We start from the raw sequence: 21,316 nt of genomic DNA, 5'->3' as shown, positions 1-21,316 counted from the left end.
GGTAACGCGGCTTTAACTTGTGACTCGTTATGTTACCTGCCGGATGATATTTCCTCTGCTATCGCTGGTCTCGGGACAAATAAAAATACCACTCTGACTTTTTGGGTTGATTTACTTAAATTTATTTATAATTTATTCGGTTAATGAATGTTTGGTTATATTTGGAATAATAGGAAGCGATAAAACTTGATGAAAATCCTTATCGTTAGCCAATATTTTCGGCCTGAGTCTTTTCGTATCAATGATCTTGCTTTGACTCTTAAAGAATCCGGGCATGAGGTATCTGTTTTAACAGGAAAACCGAATTATCCCGAAGGCAACATTTTTCAAGGCTATCATGCCTGGGGATGCAGTACTGAAGATTGGTCCGGTATCAAAATTTATCGCGTGCCGCTTATTGCCAGAGGCAATAGAAGTGCAATTAAACTGGCATTGAATTATCTGTCGTTTATTGTTTCAGGGCTGTTGTTCGCACCGTGGTTATTGCGTCAGGAAAGCTATGACGTGATTTTTGTTTATGCGCCATCCCCGATTTTTCAGGCGATTCCGGCATCATTTCTGGGCTGGCTGAAACGCTGCCCTGTGGCTTTATGGGTGCAGGATTTATGGCCGGAAAGCGCACAAGCGACAGGTTACATCCACAACCCTTGGCTATTGAAATTACTTGGGCATATGGTGCGCTTTGTTTATCGCCATACCGATTTATTGCTGGTTCAATCAAGAGCTTTCCAAACGCCTGTTGCTGAGTTAGCGGGTGGTAAACCGATTGTGTATTACCCCAATTCGGTTGAGTCTGCATTCTATAATCCTCCCGACATACCCTTGCCGAATATTGCCGGTTTGGCGGGTGGGTTTTCCGTACTTTTTGCGGGCAATGTCGGCGTCGGGCAGGCAGTCGAGGTTATTGTTGGGGCCGCAGAACTATTGCGCGATTATCCCGATATCAATTTTGTGGTGTTGGGAACCGGCAGCCGGTGGGATTGGATGCGCGAGCAAGTTGAAACACGCGGCCTGAGCAATCTTCATCTGGCGGGAAGACACCCGGTAGAAACTATGCCGGGTTTAATGAGGCAGGCGGCCGCATTGTTGGTGACATTGGCCGATCAGCCTATTTTTGCTGCGACGATCCCAAGCAAGGTGCAAGCTTATATGGCGGTCGGTAGGCCGATTTTGGCATGCCTGAATGGCGAAGGCGCGAGGATAGTTTGCGAAGCCGATGCCGGGCTGGCTATTCCGGCTGAAGATGCCGCCGCCCTCGCCGAAGGGATATTGCGTCTATACAGGATGTCCGCACAAGAACGGGAAAAAATCGGGCAGAATGGACGCGCCTATTTCCGTGAACATTTCGATCATGACCGGCTGGTGGATCAATTAGTCGGTCATCTGCATGAATTAACGTTGTCTTTTGGGAAAGTGTAATGAGGATTTTGGTGTTGGGGGCGAGCGGCATGTTGGGCAGCACGACCTTCCGTGTATTAAGTGAACGGCATGATTGGGACGTCTATGGGTCGGTGCGCTCGGGAAGCGCAAAGCAGTTTTTCCCTCCTCAGCTTGCTGAGCGGCTGGTAGCCAATGTCGATGTAACTAACTACGACGCACTGGTGGATATTTTTGCCAAGGTGCACCCTGATGTGGTGATCAATTGCATCGGCGCCACAAAACATAAAGCCGACGGCAATGACCCATTAATGGCTATATCGCTTAATGCCTTGTTGCCCCAGCGGTTGGCAAGGCTGTGTGCTGCAGTGAATGCGCGTCTGATACATGTTTCCACGGATTGCGTTTTCTCCGGCAAGCAAGGCAATTATACGGAGCAAGATCAGCCGGATTCCGATGATGTGTATGGCCGGTCCAAGGCTTTGGGCGAAGTTGATTATCCGAATGCGATTACATTGCGCACGTCGATTATCGGCCATGAGTTGCAAAGCAACTACGGTTTGCTAGACTGGTTTCTCACGCAGGAGGGCAGTTGCAAAGGATTCAAGCGCGCCATATTTTCCGGCCTGCCCACGATCGAACTGGCGCGCGTGATGCGCGACGTCGTGATTCCGCAACCTGATTTGTATGGCCTCTACCATGTTGTCGGTCCGGCTATCGCCAAATATGACCTGTTGAAATTGGTCGCACAGGTTTATGGAAAAGCGATCGAGATTATTCCGGAAAATGAGTTTATTGTTGATCGTTCGCTAAATGGCGACCGCTTTCATGCGGCAACCGGGTACAAGTCGCCTGAATGGCCGGAGTTGATTGAATTGATGCACGCTCATCAATAGTTAATCAGGGATCGAATATGTTTAATGATAAAGTCTTATTGATTACCGGCGGGACAGGCTCATTTGGTAACGCAGTTCTTAAACGCTTCCTGGCGACAGATGTGCGCGAGATTCGCATCTTCAGCCGCGATGAGAAGAAGCAGGAGGAAATGCGCATTGCGCTGAATAACGACAAGCTGAAGTTCTACATTGGCGACGTCCGCAACTACGACAGCGTTTTCCAGGCCATGAAAGGCGTGGATTATGTGTTTCATGCGGCGGCGCTGAAGCAGGTTCCGTCATGCGAGTTCTATCCGATGGAGGCGGTGCGCACCAACGTAATCGGCACCGAACATGTAATGGATGCAGCCACCGCCAATGGCGTCAAGCGGGTCATACTGCTGAGTACCGACAAAGCGGTGTATCCGATCAACGCGATGGGCATTTCTAAAGCTATGGCTGAGAAGCTGCTGGTTGCGAAGGCACGGATGCAGCGCGAAGGCGAAACTGTTTTCTGTGCGACACGTTACGGCAATGTGATGGCTTCCCGTGGATCGGTCATCCCGTTGTTTATCTCACAACTGAAAGAAGGTAAGCCGCTGACGGTGACTGATCCGAATATGACGCGCTTTCTAATGTCGCTGGAGGATTCGGTGAATTTGGTGCTTTATGCTTATGAGCATGGTCAGCAGGGCGATATCTTTGTACAAAAGTCGCCGGCATCGACTGTTGCGGATTTGGCGCAAGCCCTGATAGAAATATTCGACGGAAAGGAAGCGCCCCGAATTATTGGTACGCGGCACGGCGAGAAACTTTTTGAATCGCTTATTTCGCGGGAAGAGATGGCGCGTGCTGAAGACAAAGGCAGCTATTACCGCATTCCTGCGGACAATCGCGACCTGAACTATGCGAAATATTTCAGTGACGGCGAGGAAAGAATTTCCGGCCTGGACGATTACACCTCTCACAATACCGAACGTTTGAATGTCGAGCAAGTGAAGTCTTTGTTGCGGAGTTTGGATTTTATTCAGGAGATAGATCGTGCTTAAGGTTATGACCATTGTCGGGACGCGCCCCGAACTTATCAAAATGAGCCGGGTAATAGTGGCGCTCGACCGGAACATGCAGCATATCCTGGTGCATACCGGACAGAATTACGATTATGAATTGAACCAGATTTTTTTTGAAGATCTGGAAATCCGCAAGCCCGATTACTTTTTGGAAGCCGTTGGGGAGAATGTCGCCCAAACTATTGCCCAAGTCATTCAAAAATCTGACGAAGTGATGGAGCGAGAGCAGCCGGATGCGGTGTTGCTGTATGGCGATACCAATTCCTGTCTGGCAGTCATCGCTGCAAAACGTCGCAAAATTCCTGTATTCCATATGGAAGCGGGCAACAGGTGCTTCGATCAACGCGTTCCGGAAGAATTAAACCGCAAGGTATTGGATCATTTGTCTGATATTAACCTGGTATTAACCGAGCATGCACGGCGTTATTTGATTGCGGAAGGCATCAGGCCTGAAACCATTATCAAGACCGGTTCGCATATGCGCGAGGTGGTGGATTATTATTTGCCGAAAATTTCGCTATCCGATGTTGTTTCCCGCCTGTCTTTGCAAGCCGGGAAATTTTTCCTGGTCAGTGTTCATCGGGAGGAGAATGTCGATTCGCCCGAGGCTTTGAAGGATTTGTTGGACACGCTGAATGCGCTTGCTGCGAAATATAACTTTCCGATCCTGGTTTCCACCCACCCGAGAACGCGCAAGCGTCTGGAAGAGCTTGATATGTCGACTATGGATCAGCGCATTATTTTTGCCAAGCCGTTCGGCTTTTTTGATTACATCAAATTACAGATGGAGGCATTTTGCATTCTTTCCGATAGCGGAACCATTACCGAAGAAACGTCTTTGTTGAATTTATGCGCGATTACTCTTCGTAATGCCCATGAGCGTCCTGAAGGGATGGATGCCGGTACTTTGATTATGAGCGGCTTGAAAAAAAACCGGGTGATCGAAGCTGTCGAGATTGTAACTTCTCAATATCAAAAAACAGCAAGCGCGGTTTTACCGATTGCGGATTATGAAAATCCTCATGTTTCGACACAGATCGTAAGGGTTGTGGCAAGTTACGTGGATTATATCAATAGGGTAGTATGGTCAAAGCCTTATGCAAATTAATATCAGTCGATATTCCCATTCTGTACTCATCACAGGCGCCAATGGTTTTGTAGGTAAACCACTTTGTGCCGAGTTGCTCAGGCAAGGGCAATCAGTTCGTGCCGCAATGCGTTTGGCGCGCGTTGAGAGTTTACCGCTCGAAAATATTGAGACTGTGCCAATCGGCGTTTTAGACGGTGAAACGGACTGGACGCAGGCATTGCAGGGTATCAATGTGGTCGTTCATCTCGCCGCACGCGTGCATGTCATGAAAGATAAAACGGCCGATTCGCTGGACGAGCTGCGCAGGGTCAATGTTGACGGTGCCTGGAATCTTGCTTTGCAGGCCGCTGAAGCAGGTGTACAGCGATTCATTTTTATCAGTTCGATCAAGGTGAACGGCGAAGGTACCTTATTGGGGCGGCCTTATACGGCCGAAGATCAGCCTGCACCGGTTGATCCTTATGGTATTTCGAAGTTTGAAGCGGAAGATGCGTTACGGCAGTTGGCTTATGATACCGGCATGGAAGTGGTGATTATTCGTCCGCCTCTGGTTTACGGGCCAGGCGTGAAAGCCAATTTCCACAGTATCATGTATTGGCTGGAGAAGGGGGTTCCGTTACCTTTGGGCGCGATTCATAATAAGCGCAGTTTTGTTGCATTGGATAATCTGGTTGATTTGATCGTAACCTGCATTGATCATCCGGCAGCTGCGAACCAGATATTTTTGGCCAGTGACGGCAAGGATATGTCTACTACCGAATTGCTGCTACGTTTGGGCGAAGCATTGAATAAGCCTGTCAAACTACTCCCCGTTCCTATCTGGGTATTAAAAACAGGCGCGATGTTGTTGGGTAAGCAAGATATGGCTCGGCGTTTATGTAATTCGCTTCAAGTTGATATTAGTAAAACATGCGATTTGCTGGGCTGGCAGCCTCCTGTGAGTGTGGATGATGCTTTAAAGAAAACCGCAGCGGATTTTCTTCAAAAATCATAGACTGTTTAATTCCGGTACTATTCAAGTTAATTCGGTTTGTTCATTCTGATGATTTCCTGCCGGAAAAGGTGGTTGGCATCCATCTCCAATAAACGTCTACATTATCGGGGGATTTTCGCTTCGGTAACTGTTCATGCGTCGTTAATTATTAACAGAGGTATAAATGATTTTTTGGTGGTTTCTTTTGCTAATGGGTGCCGTGTCTTGGGCGCTCACCGGCTTTTTGTATCGGTATGCCTTGGCGAAGAACTTAATCGATATTCCTAACGAACGCAGCTCGCACTCGGTGCCAACACCTCGCGGCGGCGGCGTTGCTATTGTGGTGGCATTTTTAGTTATTATTCCCATTTTAAACCTGTTTGATTTGCTTTCTTCTGCTGCATGCTGGGCTTTATGGGGCGCTGGAAGCGCTGTTGCGGTAACCGGTTTTTTGGATGATCACGGGCATATTGCCGCGCGCTGGCGTTTATTGGTGCATTTTGGGGCGGCAGCTTGGGGGCTTTATTGGCTTGGTGGTTTCCCCCCCCTCTCAGTTTTTGGACACATGCTGGATTTGGGATGGTTTGGTTATGTGTGCGCGACGGTTTATATAGTTTGGCTACTTAATTTGTACAATTTCATGGACGGCATTGACGGCATTGCCGGCATTGAGGCGATTACGGCCTGTTGCGGCGGCGCTTTGCTGGTTTGGCTTGTTGCCCCGGATTCAACCGCTTGGATGCTGCCGGTTTTTTTGGCTACAGCGGTTCTGGGATTTCTTTTTTGGAACTTTCCGCCGGCCCGTATTTTTATGGGCGATGCGGGCAGCGGTTTCCTGGGGATTATGTTGGCGCTGCTTTCACTGCAAGCGGCGTGGATTGAATCCCGGTTATTATGGGTCTGGCTGATTTTGCTGGGCGTGTTTATTGTTGATGCAACCGTTACCTTGTCCCGCCGCGTATTGCGGGGAGAGAAGTTTTATGAGGCGCATCGTAGCCATGCTTATCAATACGCATCTCGCATTTTGGGCGCTCATCGGCCTGTTACATGGGCAGTCTGCGCCATTAATGTTTTCTGGTTGACGCCTGTTGCAAGCCTGGTTGCGCTGGATAAGCTGGACGGTATTATCGGGCTGATGGTGGCGTATTTGCCGTTATTGTTGTTGGCATATCGTTATAAGGCAGGTGATTCGCAGGCTCAAGCCAAGCAGGACGCGTCATGAGATCAAATGCGCGGACTTGGTTTATTCTTCTGTCACGGCAAAAGAAAGCTTTTATCCTGATTAGTGCGGATATAGTTTTTGCCGTATTTGCCCTTTGGGCTGCTCTTTCTTTGCGTTGGGGATGGCTATATATCCCTAAAGGGGATGAGTGGTATCTATTTGCAGCGGCACCAATCATTGCAGTACCCATTTTTATTAAGCTGGGTTTATATCGTGCAATTATTCGTTATATAGAAGTCAGGGCGTTGTGGACCATTATTCAGGCGACTACGCTTTATGCGCTGGTTTTTGCTTTTGTCTTGTATGAGTCAGGCATCAAGGGCGTTCCCCGGACCGTGTTACCGCTAAACTGGCTTAATATCATGCTGCTGGTCGGCAGCAGCCGGTTTTTTGCGCGATGGTGGCTGGGCGAGGTTTATTTAAACTTGGGCGGAGGACGGGGGGCAAAAAGTCACAGCAAAAAAAATGTGGTGATTTATGGCGCGGGCAATGCCGGTGTACAGTTGGCGTCCGCATTAAGCTATGGGCGCGAATTCAGGCCTATCGCTTTCATTGATGATGACGTGTTGTTGCAAAAACAAAAGGTCAATGGTCTTCGGATTTATCCGCTCAGTTCCTTGAGGTACTTGATAGAAAGGCACCAGGTCTCGGATATTCTGCTGGCCATGCCGTCGGCTAACCGGGCGCGTAAAAGCGAGATTATCCGTTTGTTAGAGCCTTTTGCCGTTCACGTAATGTCTATGCCCGGCTTGTCTGACATTGCTCAAGGCAAAGTCACCGTTGATGCGCTACAGGAGGTCGATATTGCCGATCTTTTGGGGCGCGATGCCGTGGCGCCGGACCAGTCGCTTCTGCATGCCAATATTGCCGGGAAAGTGGTGATGGTAACCGGGGCCGGCGGTTCTATCGGTTCCGAGCTTTGCCGACAGATAATCCGCTTGCAGCCGAGTACGTTGATTCTTTTTGAAATAAGCGAATTTGCGCTTTATGCGATAGAAAAAGAGCTGCATCATTTATTAGCCAAACGCCTTGCCATTCCAGGCGAGATAAACAATGACGGGGAAATAAAGCTTATTGCTGTCTTAGGTTCGGTCACGAACGCTAAGCGTTGCGAAAAAGTATGCAATACTTTTAAGGTACAAACAATCTATCATGCGGCAGCTTATAAGCATGTGCCGATGGTCGAAAGAAATCCGGGCGAAGCGATCTGGAACAATATCTTCGGCACTTTATATACGGCACAGGCAGCGATAAAAGCGGAAGTTGAAACCTTTGTGCTGATTTCAACGGATAAGGCGGTCAGGCCGACTAACACCATGGGCGCGACCAAGCGCTTTGCCGAATTGATTTTACAGGCGCTCAGTTTGGATGCGGATAATAATGCCAAAACGCGTTTTACCATGGTGCGATTTGGTAATGTATTAGGATCTTCCGGGTCCGTCGTGCCATTGTTTAAAGAGCAGATCGCAAGAGGCGGGCCGGTAACGGTCACTGATGAAAGAATAATCCGCTATTTTATGACCATACCGGAAGCGTCGCAGCTGGTTATTCAGGCCGGTGCCATGGGCCATGGCGGCGATGTGTTTGTACTGGATATGGGCGAGCCTATTCGTATTGTCGATTTAGCCAAGAGAATGATCCATTTGAGTGGCCTTGAAATCAAGGATGCGGATCATCCTGACGGTGATATCGAGATTAGCTATACCGGCTTAAGGCCTGGAGAAAAGCTTTATGAAGAGCTATTGATTGGCGATAATGTTTCAAAAACCGATCACGCAAGAATTATGCGCGCACAAGAGCATGTCATTTCGTGGAGCGAGCTGGAGAAAATGCTGGCGACATTGGAACAGGCAACAGAAAACGATGATTTTGAGCGGGTCAGGGACATTCTGGCCGATGCGGTTACCGGTTTTGTTCCGCAGTGCGAAATTGAAGACGTGTTGTGGAAAGAAGATAAACGGCTTGTGAATGGATGAAGCGATTGATGTCGTCATTATGAAAGCATATTTGTTGGATACAATATAACGTATAATGTATTTATTATTTTAATTATAAGAAACAATTGGTTTCGTTAAATTAAGCCATGTTTTGCAATCCAAACTATTGAGTATAGAAAGTAGTGACCGTCAGTCATCCTTTTCCGGATTTAAAGAGAGAAGCAAATGGATAAATTAACCAGCATGAACGTTTTCGTTCGCGTGGCAAAGGCCGGAAGCTTTGCTGGTGGTGCGCGTGACCTGGATATTTCCAGAGCCATGGCAACCAAACATATCATGCATCTTGAGGGTGTGCTGGGTACACGATTATTCAACCGGACTACGCGCAGCTTGAGCCTGACCGACGTAGGCGCATCCTATCTGGAACGATGCCAGCAAGTGTTGCTTGAGGTTGAGGAAATGGAAGCCGCGGTAACGCATTTGCAGACTGAGCCCAGAGGGGTTTTACGCATCAGTGCGCCGCCGGTCATCGGTGCGACGCATATCGCCAGCGCCGTGTCTGAGTTTTTGAAAATACATCCAGATCTGACTGTCGAGATGATTTTGCAGAGCAGCCCCGGCGATTTGATCGATGAAGGGATTGATCTGGCTATTTCTTTAGGCGCACTGGATGATACAAGTATGTTCGCCCGGAAATTAGCCAGTTCGTCGCTGGTTGTGTGCGGGTCGCCCGAATATTTTGCGCAACATGGCATTCCCCAGATTCCGGAAGACTTGGAAGATCACAGCTGCCTGGTTAATTGGGCTATTGCGCCGAGGAATAAATGGCTGTTCAAAGGCGAAGCCGGTTATACCGGGATAACCGTTTCAGGGCGGATGCAGGCCAATGTTGCGGATCCGATACGAATCGCCGCACTGAACGGTTTGGGATTGGTGATGCTGCCCACTTATATTGTCGGCAGGGATATTGAAAAGGGTCGGCTGAAAGTGGTCCTGGAAGATTACACTTCGCCGCCTTTGGACGTTCATGCGGTCTATCCGCATCGAAAATATTTATCAGCCAAAGTCAGGGGGTTTATGGATTTTTTACAAGAATGGCTGGAGCATCGGGTTAGTCGGCCTGGAACGGAATAATAGCTGGACATTTCGGCGGCGGTTGCCTGATTTTTGACCGTAGCGATGGGTTATATAACGAGTTATACATAGCCGACAAAGCTTTCGCTTTTACTCAAGCACTTACCTATCCCCCTTGTAAGCAAGGGCTGAACATCAATGGTTTCCAAGAAAAACCATTGATAGTCGGATTGCTGATGGCATTGTCACGAGTTGGTTTCTTGACCGTGGCTTAGGGGATGAGATAATAGGCAACCATAAAACGGATAGATTGCTGATTTATTCGGCTTTTACGCAGATTAATAGCCCTGACGCATGGAGGCGGAGGTAGAGCAACGCAGGAAGTGCTTGTCGAAAGCGTCAAAAACGCAGATAGAGATTTAAACAATGATAGAAAATTTAGGTCCGCAACAGTCATGGGATTTATTACAAAATAATTCCGATGCGGTATTGGTGGATGTAAGAACAAAAGTTGAACATTCCTTCGTAGGACACCCTCCTGGTGCGATATCAATTCCCTGGAAGGAGGCTCCTGATTGGCAGGTTAATCCGCAGTTTGTTGCCGAAGTTAAAAAAATCGTAAATGATCGCAATGCGCCGGTTTTATTACTTTGCCGCAGCGGCCAACGTTCGCTGGATGCTGCAAAAGCGCTTGAAGAAGCCGGTTATCAGTTGTTGATTAATATTGTTGACGGTTTTGAAGGTGCCTTGGATGAGCATAAGCATCGGGGCAATCTTGGCGGCTGGCGTTTTCAGGGCTTGCCTTGGGAGCAGAGTTAATCTTATATCCAAATTGGACCAAGCAGGGTGCGTCCAACAAAATCTAAACAGCAGTCATGACGGCATGTCGTCCTTTCTTTCCCCGCAATTAACCTATTAGGGTGCATTTCGCACTCATCATGCTTAAAAGAATGCGTACAACGCATTCTACATTTATTTATTAAACCTTAGAGACCATAAAAGTGATCGAAAAATTAAGAAACATTGCAATTATTGCCCACGTTGACCATGGTAAAACGACCCTGGTTGATAAGTTATTGCAACAGTCTGGCACGTTTGCCGCTCATACTAAAGTGACTGAGCGCATTATGGACTCCAACGATATTGAAAAAGAGCGTGGCATCACCATTCTGGCCAAAAATACGGCGCTGGATTGGAACGGCTACCATATCAATATCGTTGACACCCCAGGCCATGCCGACTTTGGTGGCGAAGTGGAGCGGGTATTGTCGATGGTGGATTCGGTATTGCTGCTGGTCGATGCGGTGGACGGCCCAATGCCGCAAACCCGATTTGTGACCCAAAAAGCGTTTGCTTTGGGCTTAAAGCCGATTGTGGTTATCAATAAAATCGACCGCCCAGGTGCGCGTCCGGACTGGGTTGTCGATCAAACTTTCGATTTATTCGACCGTTTGGGCGCAACTGATGAACAACTGGATTTTCCTATTGTATTTGCGTCGGCAATCAATGGTTATGCCGGTTTAGAGCACACTGTCACCGGCGGCGATATGACCCCGCTGTTTGAGACGATTGTTTCCAAAGTAAGTCCTCCACCCGTTGATATGGACGGTCCTTTCCAGATGCAGGTTTCCAGCCTGGATTACAACACTTACACCGGCGTTATCGGTATCGGTCGGATTCAGCGCGGCACTATAAAGCCCAATATGCCGTTGGTTATCGTTAACCGGGAAGGTGTCGAGCGTAAAGGTCGTATGCTGCAAGTCTACGGCTTTCATGGTTTGGATCGCGTTGAAGTTCAAGAGGCTCGCGCCGGCGATATTATTGCTTTTGCCGGTATTGAAAAGCTGGAAATATCGGACACGATTTGCCATCCCGATGCCGTAGAAGCCATGACGCCGCTGTCAGTCGATGAGCCGACGGTTACCATGACTTTTCAGGTCAATAACTCGCCGTTTGCAGGACGCGAAGGCAAATTTGTCACGACACGCCAAATTCGCGACCGGTTAGACAAAGAATTGCAACATAACGTCGCGCTAAAAGTTGAAGACACCGGAGACCCGGATAAATTCAAAGTATCAGGTCGTGGTGAGTTGCATTTGTCGGTTTTGATTGAAAACATGCGCCGCGAAGGTTTTGAAATGGGTGTATCGCGTCCTGAAGTTATTCTTAAAGAGATTGATGGCAAAAAGTGCGAACCGTTTGAAATGGTCACCATTGAAGTGGAAGAAATCCACCAAGGTACGATCATGGAAAAATTGGGCGAGCGTAAAGGCGACCTGACCAATATGGTTCCTGACGGCAAGGGACGTATTCGTCTGGAATATATGATGCCGTCACGTGGTTTGATCGGTTTCCAAACCGAGTTTATGACGGCCACTTCCGGTTCCGGTTTGCTTTACCATGTATTTGACCATTACGGCCCGATGAAAGCCGGTGAAGTGGGCAATCGTTCACGCGGCGTGATGATTTCAATGGTTGCGGGCAAAGCCGTTACCTATTCGCTGCATCCGCTACAAGAGCGTGGCGAGTTATTGTTGGTCAATGGCGATGAAGTCTATGAAGGCATGTTAGTCGGCCTGCATTCCCGCACCAATGATTTGACAGTTAATCCGACCAAGCCTAAACCGCTGACTAACGTCCGCGCATCGGGTACGGATGAAAGCTTGGTGCTGGCAAGAATTCAAAAAATGACGCTAGAGCAAGCGTTGGAATTTATTGCTGAGGATGAGTTGGTTGAAGTCACGCCAAAATCAATACGTTTACGCAAGAAGCTGTTAACTGAAAATGAACGTAAGAGAGCGTCTAAAGGATAAGACAAAGAGGTAGTGTTATTGGCTTGCCTAATCGGGCAAGCCAATAATTATCTTGTTTAAAAAATATCAGTAAACAAGGGTGTCCGATCGGCTCACCCTTTATGTCTGCCTTTGATTGTAAAGGTAGTGTTGAATACCAAATCAGCCTGAATTCCCTTTAGGCAAATCCAATTCATAAACCTAAGAATTCAGTTGGTCTTCATCCTGCTGCAAACGTTCCTCAAGGCTTTCGGTTTTGTCCTTTTCAGCTCCTGCATCCATTTATAGATTAATAGTGTTTAGCATCCAAAATCCATCAAATCAGGTTGGTTTCCGGCGAACTTTTTATCCTTACACGCATAACGAGCCTATTTACATAGGTATATAATCGAGTCGAACTATACGCAGGAGGTTTTACAGATGAATCGATACGGTCAGGTTAAAGATAAAAAAGTTGGCGGAGGCGTGATCTCAGCGGGGGTTATTTTGATTGCTTTGGCGGGAGGTGCATGGTTTTATTTTAAGTATCTGCAAAGCAACGCGGTAACAGAACCTGAAACACGAATCTTGGTGCTTCCTTCCGGGGCCAAAGAGACGGGAGCAGTCGATCCTCTATCGATCAGTAAAGCGCTAGACGGAGCGCCTGCGACAGAAGCTACTCCTGTAACAGGGGCCGGCTCTACTGTAGAGCCACATCAGGATACTTCGGTTATTTTGCCCGATCTTGATCATAGCGATACGCTATTGCGGGAGGAAATGAGCGGTATTTCTCCAATGCTTGCAGGCTGGCTGAATACTGACCAGCTGATCAGGAAATATGTTGTTATTGCCAACGATTTTTCGCAAGGGTTGCGACTTGAAAAACATTTGCGCTTTCTTGAGCTGGACCAGCCGTTTGCAGTCGATCAGGATAATGGGGGCTTGTTTATCTCCCCTAAAAGTTATCAGCGTTACGACCGGCTGACCGCGGCAATTAATAAGCTGGATGTACAGGCAACGCTGGCAGTGTATAAAAAATTCAGGCCGTTATTGATGCAGGTTTTTAGCGAGTTCAGTTATCCGAATGAGTATGGTCTGGACGATATTTTTACAAAAGCGGCGGCGGTAATTCTTGCGGCACCTGTTAAAGACGGACAAATTGCATTGGAACGGCATTCGATACAGTATAAATTTGCCGATCCACAGCTTGAGGCATTAAATCCGATACATAAACAGATGCTGCGAATGGGACCTGATAATACCCGTATTATCCAAAATAAATTACGCTTGTTTGCTGAGGGTTTGGTTAATTTAAAAGAATAGGGTTGAACGGTTACGCCGTATGGTCGACCGTCCCGATACGAGCCAGGGATACATTCATGCGAAGAGCATTTAGGTCTGGAACCATCTTTAATGGAGTTTGCACTCTTGAGTGGAGGGTATTATCTCCAGGCGCTATCTTGTACCAAACACTACAATCGTTTTGCCGCGTGCAGTAATCAGTTTTTTATTTTCCAGTTCTTTTAAAACGCGCCCGGCCATTTCTCTTGAGCAGCTGACCATGCGGCCGATTTCCTGTCTGGATATATGCAGTTGCATACCGTCAGGGTGCGTTATTGCTTCGGGACTTTTACACAGGTCCAGTAAGGTGCGGGCAATGCGTCCTTCTACATCCATAAACGCCAGATCACGTAAATTACGGCTGGTATTTAATAATCGTGACGACAATTGTTCGCCAATCATGAATAGTATGTCATGTCCATGTTCCATAAGTTCTTTTTTCAAGACTTGACGGAATCGGTCATAGCTTATTTCAGCCAATTGACACTCGCCACGTGTTTTAACGCTGACTTTTCGTATTTCAGCCGATTTAAAAATGCCGATTTCACCGATGAATTCATTTTTATTTAAGTAAGCGAGAATCAGTTCATGCCCGCCGTCGGCGTCTTCCACGCAAACACTGACCGATCCTTTTATGATAAAATATAATCGGTCTCCTGTATCGCCAGGCCGAATAATAGTAGTCTTGGCGGGATATTTTTTGGTATGGCAAAAATGTAAAAAATGCTCCAGTGCTTCTTTATTATAGTTTTCTTGGATTTTAAGTGTCATAGCAACAATTTATTTGTTATCAGTGCTGTAGGTGATTTAACTTACAATGCAGGATTTTAACAAAAAAATCAACATTGTTGCTCTGGCAATAAGTGTTTTTATGCTACCCTATGCGTCATTTTTAACCGGGAAAAAAAATGCAAGTAACAGTTAAATGGGTCGATGGCGTGATGTTCGTCGGCGAAACCGGCAGTGGACATGCTGTAGTTATGGATGGTCCTCCAGACCACGGTGGTCGTAATATAGGCATGCGTCCGATGGAAATGCTTTTACTTGGCGTAGGCGGTTGTTCATCTTTTGATGTGGTGCATATTTTACAAAAAGGCAGAAACGATATTGTTAAATGTGTGGCTGAGGTCACCGCCGAACGGGTCGATGCAGTCCCGAGCGTATTTAGCAAGATTCATCTGCATTTTATCGTCACCGGCCATGATCTAAAGACCTCGGCTGTTGAAAGAGCGGTAAAACTATCCGCAGAGAAATATTGCTCTGCATCCATAATGCTAAGCAAAGCGGTGGAAATCACCCATGATTTTGAAGTTATCGAGGTTTAACTATTTTGAATAAATTGCAATTACACGGCTTTAACAATTTAACAAAGTCGCTCAGTTTCAATATCTATGACATCTGTTACGCACCGGCCGAACAACAGCAGGCTTATATTGAGTATATTGATGAAGCTTATAACGCCGATAAGCTGACCCAGATCCTTAAGGATGTTGCGGAAATTATTGGCGCGCAAGTTCTTAATATTGCCCGTCAGGACTATGAGCCGCAAGGCGCCAGCGTTACGATGCTGATTTCCGAGGGCGAAGCGCCGCCGCCGCCGAGCATGAACAGCCAATCGCCCGGTCCTTTGCCTGAAACGGTGTTGGCGCATCTGGATAAAAGCCACATTACGGTGCATACGTATCCTGAGAGTCATCCCGATAACGGTATCAGCACCTTTCGCGCCGATATTGACGTTTCGACCTGCGGCCGGATTTCGCCGCTGAAAGCGCTCAATTACCTGATTCACAGCTTTGAATCCGATGTGGTGACCATGGATTATAAAGTGCGCGGCTTTACCCGCGACATTTCAGGTAGAAAGCATTATATCGATCACAAAATCACCTCTATTCAGGACTACATTGCGCTGGATACGCAAGAAAGTTACCAGATGATTGATGTGAATGTGTATCAGGAAAACATTTTCCACACCAAAATGATGCTCAAGCAAACCGAGCTGGAAAACTATTTGTTCGAAAAGGAATGCGACTTGTCCGCCGAGCAAAAAGCGGAGATAGAAAGTAAGCTGCATAAGGAAGTGACCGAAATTTTTTATGGTCACAATTACCGTCAGCGTTATGAAGAAGTTAAAGCTTGATTCGGTGAGGGCGACTTTCGGTCGCCCTCAATCGTTCCGACTCGTTTAGCCGAGTTTTAATTGCCGGGCGATTAAAACAATTGGATGAAGCACTTCCAACGTTATCCCCCGTTCTCTGAGTCCCGCCGATATATGCAGGGCACAGCCGATGTTGGAGCTGACCAGATACTCTGGCCGATGTTCTAAAGCGGCTCCCAATAAATCATTTAACAACGCTTGCGCCATAAGCGGATGATCCAACATATAGCTGCCTGCCGAACCGCAGCATTGAATTGCCGCCGGCAGTGGCGTCATTTTAATATCAGGAATTTGTTGCAGCAGCTTTACCGCTCCTTGTTCTTCGCGCATGACATTTTTTAACGAGCACGGCGTATGCAGACACACCGATGCGGCCAATGGCGTCAGTTGAGTGCTGAAATCACAACCTGATTTGATTAAGAACTGGCTGATATCAACCACCTTGCCGGCAAATTCGGCCTGTTGATATTCCTGCATCTGGCTGCCGCAACCGCTGGCGATAGTCACTATCGCATCCAAGTTACTATCTGCAAAGGCGCTGCAATTGCTTGCAGCCAACTGACCGTAGGTTTGATTATCGCCGTCATGCAAATCCAACGCACCGCAACAGGTTTGCCGTTCGGGAATGGATACATTAAATCCCGCTGTAGTTAACACCTTGATCGCGGCCTTGACGGTCTCATGATCCAGCAATGAACCCATGCAGCCCACAAACAAGCCTACATTGCCCTTTACTTCGGTAGTTGCCGGATAATGCGGTGCCAACGATATTGATTCATGATAATCGGGCAACAGGCGATCGATTTTATCGAGTCTTAATAATTCGGGTAACTTTAGGAAGCGCGCCGTTTTTTGCAAAGCAGTGGTTTGATAAAGCTTTAAACCCGATTGCGCCAGACGACCGGCGGTTTTATTGTGGGACACTCTTTTGAGTAGCGACACCGCCAGCGTAGAATCCCGTTCGCCCTTTATTTGTTCACGAAAATCATTAATCAGTTGCCCATAAGGCACTACCGCAGGACAAGCCCGTTCACAGGAGCGGCATAATAGGCAGTTATCGATATGCTCGACCAGCTTTTTTGACGTTTCCAAGTGCCCGCCCGCCCAAGCTTGAATTAACGCGATGCGGCCACGGGGCGATTCGTTTTCGTTTTGGGTTTTATTGTAGGTGGGGCAGTGCGGCAAGCATAAACCGCATTTAACGCAGAGATCAGCGTCGGCTAATAAGTTATTCATGTTTTTGTGCAGCGATTGCGTCAATTATTTCCGAGTATTCATCGATCTTCGGCCGGTATAAAAATAGTCCCAGCGCCGATAGTCCGGTAAATATATATAGGGTGTTAAAACCATCGCCAAAAACAAACATGAGCAGGCCGAAAATCCCGACAACTTCAACCAACGACATCGAAACGATGATAGTCACCAGATAGCGGCTTTTTGCCTCGGCAACTGCTCCCTGCGTTGCTCTCGATTGCTGTTCCAGACGCAATTCTACCTCCCCCGTCCTTGGGGTCGTACCTCCTGCATCCATGCAGTCGTCGGCAACTGCTCCTTGCGTTGCGTGGGAGCTTGGCATGGTTTGATTCAGCCGAAGCTGAATATGCCGGATCAGGTTGGTCAGCGGAAAAGTCACAATGGCAATAACATAAAATATCGATCTAATCATTACCCGTCGGTCTTCCTGCAGCGGTTGTTGCAGTTGCTCGCCCATGACCTGACAAATGATGATATAAGCTGTCAGCATCACCAGCATCATGCCGACAATGACCCAGGGCAGGATAAGGTCAGACTGTAATTGTTCGCGTTCAACCTGGTTTCCCATGTTGTTTCCTGTAAAGTGGATTTAATTGTCTATGATACCAAACCCTGATGCCCATGGAGCTTGAATTTGTTGGTGCTGGAAATTGTTCGGTCCACAACAACATTCAATGAAATGTTAAGCTGTCGATGGCATGAAGGGCGTAATATAAAATCGAAAGGTAAAAAACAGGCTTCAAACTAAATCGTCTTTCTCTTTGATCTTAGAAAAAACAGTCGGTCCACGAAAAGCACGAAAGACACAAAATAAAGCCAGTATGCTACCCATTCATCATTTGGGCTTTTCGTGTTTTTCGCGTCTTTAGTGGACTAATTATCAGTTTTAAGTTGAGCCTTGAAATTCTTTCAATATAAAACCTTTTGACAAAATAAGACAACCGGTCGTATTATTCCGCCATGATTGAAGCCACAAAAAAACAAATAAACCGCGAAAACCTGTTAAATCAGGGTGTTGCCTTGCTTATGGAGCAGGGTTATCACGGCACCGGACTGAAAGAGATCCTGGATGCGGTGCAAATTCCAAAAGGCTCTTTTTATAATTACTTCGGCAGCAAAGAAAATTTTGGTGCGGAAGTCATCCAGCACTATATCGAACCGTTTATTAAACAATTGACCGGGCATTTGCAGCAGTCTGAAGATGACGCGCTCGGTGCATTAAAGCGTTATTTTAATGAAGGCATTGCCGATCTTGAGAAAGCTAACTTCAAAGGCGGCTGCCTGCTGGGAAATTTAATGGGTGAAATCGGCGATACCAGCGATATTTGCCAAAAATCCCTGCAATCCGCCCTTAACCGTTATCGCGATTTATTGCAGTCGGGCCTGGCCAAAGCACAGCAACAAGGCACGATAAGAACCGACAAATCGGCTGAAGACATGGCCGACCTGCTGGTGAATACCTGGCAGGGAGCTTTATTAAGGATGAAAATCGAAAAATCATCGGCACCGCTAACACAGTGTTGTCAGGATTTGTTAGGGGATTTTTTTAAAGCGAAATCTTGATCGCGCTTTAAAAATCCGCCCCATTATTTTTACAATCAACCAGGAGACACAGATGCCAAAATATATTATCGAACGCGAAATCCCAGGTGCAGGCTCATTAGCCTATCGCGAGTTACAAGACATCTCGCAGAAATCATGCGGCATTCTTAATGAAATGGGGCCCAAAATCCAGTGGGTGGAAAGCTACGTGACCGACGACAAAGTCTATTGCGTCTATATTGCACCGGATGAAGAAATGGTTAGAGAGCATGCCGAAAAAGGCGGATTTCCGGCCAACCGTATTTCCCAAATCAGATCCATGATTGACCCTACCACTGGGGAATGATCCGTTAGCCTACCCGCAGTATATCGGCCGGTCGCCTAGGTGCGGGCGACCGTCGGTTAACTTATCAAATCAGAGGTACTACGATGAAAACAAAAAATATAATAAAAGCCATCTGCTCCGTGCTGGCGTGCACAGCGCTGCTGAGCCCTTTAACGGCACAGGCGCAAATACTGGCCATGGCCAATTACGAAAGCAAGCCAGGCCAAACGCCAAGACGCGAAGGCATCGCGATAATCGATGTCGACCCGGCATCGAAAAGTTTCGGCAAAATCCTGAACGACATCCCGCTGCCGGACGATTTGGTCGCCCATCATATCTTCTATAACAAAGACCTTAGCAAAGCCTATATCACTTCGCTGGGCAACGGCGCGCTGCACGTGATGGACATGACACATGTGCCGTACCGCCCTAAAAAAATCGACATGCCAGACTGTAAAGTCGCCGAGGACGTGGTGTTCTCCAAGGACAATAAAACTTGGTTTATGACCTGCATGGGCTCCAGCAACGTGATCGTCGGCGATGCGCAAACCGACAAACAGATCAAAGTGATTGCAGCGAACGAAAAAGACGCGTTCGTCCGTTATCCGCACGGCATCACCCTCAATGACGACATCGACCGCATCATCATTACCAGCACGGTCAGCCCGGATTTGAAAGACGCCGGCGAAACCGTCACTGTCATCGAAGCGTCCACCGGCAAAGTGTTGTCCAGCCATAAACTGACCGACAAACCGTCCCCGTCCGGCGTATCCCCGGTCGAAGCGGTCTTCCTGCCCGGTTCGTACCCTCCGCTGGCTTACATCAACACGATGTTCGGCGGCGAAGTGTGGACCGGCACCTGGAACGCGGCCGACAAAAACTTCGATTTTCAGCAAGTGTTTGATTTCAATTCGGTCAAGCAAGGCGTACCGCTGGAAATCTATTTCAACGACGAAAACGACCGTATGTACATCACCACCGCGAATCCCGGTTATTTCAACATCTTCGACATCACTGACAAGCAAAAGCCGTCGTTGATCAAAGCGATCCCGACCGCGGGCGGCGCGCATCATGTCGTGATCACCCCGGACGAGCATTACGCAATCGTGCAAAACAGCTTTATAAACCTGCCGGACATGAGCGACGGTTCGATCACTGTCGTCGATTTGAAAAAGCTGGAAGTTAAAGCGACTATCGATACGTTCAAGAAGCAGGGGCTTAATCCTAACTGCATTATCATGATGCCGAAGTGGCATCATGATACCGCGCATTAGAATACGTTGCGGTTTTTTGGTAGGGCGCGCTGCGCGCGCCTTGCATTCACCACTAAGGGTACGGAGAGTACGGAGTTTTTCTTGTTTTTTTGAGGCAAAAAAGAGGCGGTATATAATCCAGATAGGGATGATATACAGTTAAATATTGCGGATTAGCGACTGAGTTTATTGTCTAATATTTCGTAATCTGGGATGATGTACTGAAACTATATAATCATTAGTTAGCACCTAAACACAAGAAGGAGAAAAGCCATGGAAATAGAAATTATTGAGTAGAGTACGGGCAAAGTTATTGCTCGCTACAAAATCAATCAAGGAAGCCTGAATTCTGAAGTAACCGAAGAAGAGTATTTTTCTGAGGCATGGCAGTGCGCAGTGGAAGATAAGATCGTTGAATATAATGAAAAGCAAAAATACAGTTTTCGGATTGCTGAATAGCTCGCTGTGTGCTTTTACAGCCGTGCTAACAAACGCATAAACACGGACCACAAAAAGCTGTGCGGCGCTCCGCCTTTTGTGTCCGGTTATGCTCATCGTTATATGCAATTTAGGAGAAAAAAATGGAACTCGATGTGTTCATAAAGGAGGCGTTGGTTCAAATATCCAATGGAATCAAGTCTGCCAATGAAGAATTAGCACCAAATCGAAAAAAAGACGATGGAACGGATTTGCCTAAGCTTTATTTGCTTTCCCCTGGAAAAAGCCAGGATCAGGGGAATGGTATTCATTTCGACGTTGCAATAACATCTCGAATGGAGGATGAGGGAAAAGGTGGTGCCAAGGTTAAACTGGCGGTCGTAGAAGTTGATCTTGGTGGAAAAATTAAAACGGCTGAGGAGGCCGTTTCACGAATCCAGTTTTCGGTATCTGTAAATCAATGGCACGGATAGGGCCGTAGGATGCGGTGACGATAGGAACAGCATTGCTCGCGAAAGATGCGCTGCACTGCGTTCACACATCCTATGCTATTTTTCCCGCTTCCTGCTTGGGAACTCTGTCCCGGAAGCTTAGCTTCTCACAGCCCTCAATTAGAAAG

20 protein-coding genes are annotated in these 21,316 nt (G+C 47.4%); 17 read left to right on the top strand and 3 right to left on the bottom strand.

What is annotated here, in order from left to right; all coding sequences use genetic code 11:
* The first annotated feature begins 189 nt into the window (after positions 1-189).
* From V7051_RS01655 to V7051_RS01605, 11 genes are all read left to right on the top strand, one after another.
* Positions 190-1,419, top strand: a complete 1,230-nt coding sequence (locus V7051_RS01655; protein ID WP_333873149.1) for a glycosyltransferase family 4 protein — start codon at positions 190-192, stop codon at positions 1,417-1,419.
* Complete coding sequence (locus tag V7051_RS01650; protein WP_333873148.1) at positions 1,419-2,273, top strand: dTDP-4-dehydrorhamnose reductase family protein; 855 nt, start codon at positions 1,419-1,421, stop codon at positions 2,271-2,273. The genes V7051_RS01655 and V7051_RS01650 overlap by 1 nt, the downstream gene beginning before the upstream one ends.
* A 17-nt stretch (positions 2,274-2,290) precedes the next feature.
* Positions 2,291-3,301 (top strand): polysaccharide biosynthesis protein, encoded by a 1,011-nt coding sequence (locus tag V7051_RS01645; protein ID WP_333873147.1) that lies wholly within the window; start codon positions 2,291-2,293, stop codon positions 3,299-3,301.
* Positions 3,294-4,430 (top strand): non-hydrolyzing UDP-N-acetylglucosamine 2-epimerase, encoded by a 1,137-nt coding sequence (gene wecB, locus V7051_RS01640; RefSeq protein WP_333873146.1) that lies wholly within the window; start codon positions 3,294-3,296, stop codon positions 4,428-4,430. The genes V7051_RS01645 and wecB overlap by 8 nt, the downstream gene beginning before the upstream one ends.
* A complete protein-coding gene (locus V7051_RS01635; RefSeq protein ID WP_333873145.1) occupies positions 4,420-5,406 on the top strand; it encodes a UDP-glucose 4-epimerase family protein in 987 nt (328 codons plus the stop codon). Before wecB ends, V7051_RS01635 begins: the two co-directional genes overlap by 11 nt.
* A gap of 163 nt (positions 5,407-5,569) precedes the next feature.
* Positions 5,570-6,607, top strand: coding sequence for an MraY family glycosyltransferase (locus V7051_RS01630; RefSeq protein WP_333873144.1), 1,038 nt, complete (start codon positions 5,570-5,572; stop codon positions 6,605-6,607).
* Positions 6,604-8,583: a polysaccharide biosynthesis protein gene (locus V7051_RS01625; protein WP_333873143.1), complete on the top strand. Its 1,980-nt coding sequence runs from the start codon at positions 6,604-6,606 to the stop codon at positions 8,581-8,583. Before V7051_RS01630 ends, V7051_RS01625 begins: the two co-directional genes overlap by 4 nt.
* 186 nt (positions 8,584-8,769) lie before the next feature.
* Positions 8,770-9,678 carry a LysR family transcriptional regulator gene (locus V7051_RS01620; protein ID WP_333873142.1) on the top strand — a complete coding sequence of 303 codons (909 nt, stop codon included), beginning with the start codon at positions 8,770-8,772 and terminating at the stop codon, positions 9,676-9,678.
* A 366-nt stretch (positions 9,679-10,044) separates the two neighbouring features.
* Positions 10,045-10,437, top strand: coding sequence for a rhodanese-like domain-containing protein (locus V7051_RS01615; RefSeq protein ID WP_333873141.1), 393 nt, complete (start codon positions 10,045-10,047; stop codon positions 10,435-10,437).
* A 182-nt stretch (positions 10,438-10,619) separates the two neighbouring features.
* Positions 10,620-12,431, top strand: a complete 1,812-nt coding sequence (gene typA / locus V7051_RS01610; protein WP_333873140.1) for a translational GTPase TypA — start codon at positions 10,620-10,622, stop codon at positions 12,429-12,431.
* Between the two features lie 399 nt (positions 12,432-12,830).
* Positions 12,831-13,712 (top strand): DUF3014 domain-containing protein, encoded by an 882-nt coding sequence (locus tag V7051_RS01605; RefSeq protein WP_333873139.1) that lies wholly within the window; start codon positions 12,831-12,833, stop codon positions 13,710-13,712.
* A 132-nt stretch (positions 13,713-13,844) separates the two neighbouring features.
* On the opposite strand, the gene crp is transcribed toward V7051_RS01605, so the two are convergent.
* Entirely contained in the window at positions 13,845-14,501 is a 657-nt protein-coding gene (gene crp, locus V7051_RS01600; RefSeq protein ID WP_333873138.1) for a cAMP-activated global transcriptional regulator CRP, read from the bottom strand.
* Between the two features lie 137 nt (positions 14,502-14,638).
* Here crp and V7051_RS01595 point away from each other — a divergent pair, with 137 nt between their 5' ends.
* Together V7051_RS01595 and speD are read left to right on the top strand one after the other, a co-directional pair.
* Positions 14,639-15,055 (top strand): OsmC family protein, encoded by a 417-nt coding sequence (locus V7051_RS01595; protein ID WP_333873137.1) that lies wholly within the window; start codon positions 14,639-14,641, stop codon positions 15,053-15,055.
* A 5-nt stretch (positions 15,056-15,060) separates the two neighbouring features.
* Positions 15,061-15,867: an adenosylmethionine decarboxylase gene (gene speD, locus V7051_RS01590; protein ID WP_333873136.1), complete on the top strand. Its 807-nt coding sequence runs from the start codon at positions 15,061-15,063 to the stop codon at positions 15,865-15,867.
* Positions 15,868-15,912: 45 nt separating this feature from the next.
* Here the strand turns inward: speD and V7051_RS01585 are convergent, their stop codons facing one another.
* A complete protein-coding gene (locus V7051_RS01585; protein ID WP_333873135.1) occupies positions 15,913-17,121 on the bottom strand; it encodes a (Fe-S)-binding protein in 1,209 nt (402 codons plus the stop codon).
* Complete coding sequence (locus V7051_RS01580; RefSeq protein ID WP_333873134.1) at positions 17,114-17,707, bottom strand: hypothetical protein; 594 nt, start codon at positions 17,705-17,707, stop codon at positions 17,114-17,116. Before V7051_RS01580 ends, V7051_RS01585 begins: the two co-directional genes overlap by 8 nt.
* Before the next feature lie 392 nt (positions 17,708-18,099).
* Here V7051_RS01580 and V7051_RS01575 point away from each other — a divergent pair, with 392 nt between their 5' ends.
* The 4 genes from V7051_RS01575 to V7051_RS01560 all read left to right on the top strand — a co-directional run bounded on the left by V7051_RS01575 (position 18,100) and on the right by V7051_RS01560 (position 21,170).
* Positions 18,100-18,702 (top strand): TetR/AcrR family transcriptional regulator, encoded by a 603-nt coding sequence (locus tag V7051_RS01575; RefSeq protein ID WP_333873133.1) that lies wholly within the window; start codon positions 18,100-18,102, stop codon positions 18,700-18,702.
* Positions 18,703-18,754: 52 nt separating this feature from the next.
* Complete coding sequence (locus V7051_RS01570; protein WP_333873132.1) at positions 18,755-19,027, top strand: DUF4242 domain-containing protein; 273 nt, start codon at positions 18,755-18,757, stop codon at positions 19,025-19,027.
* Positions 19,028-19,110: 83 nt separating this feature from the next.
* Positions 19,111-20,280, top strand: a complete 1,170-nt coding sequence (locus V7051_RS01565; protein ID WP_333873131.1) for a YncE family protein — start codon at positions 19,111-19,113, stop codon at positions 20,278-20,280.
* A 560-nt stretch (positions 20,281-20,840) separates the two neighbouring features.
* On the top strand, positions 20,841-21,170 hold the full coding sequence (locus V7051_RS01560) for a hypothetical protein (protein WP_333873130.1): 330 nt from the start codon (positions 20,841-20,843) through the stop codon (positions 21,168-21,170).
* Positions 21,171-21,316 lie beyond the last annotated feature (146 nt).

Source organism: Methylobacter sp. (genome assembly GCF_036845245.1).
Taxonomy (GTDB): domain Bacteria; phylum Pseudomonadota; class Gammaproteobacteria; order Methylococcales; family Methylomonadaceae; genus Methylobacter_A.
This window is presented reverse-complemented; position numbering and strand designations above follow the sequence as displayed.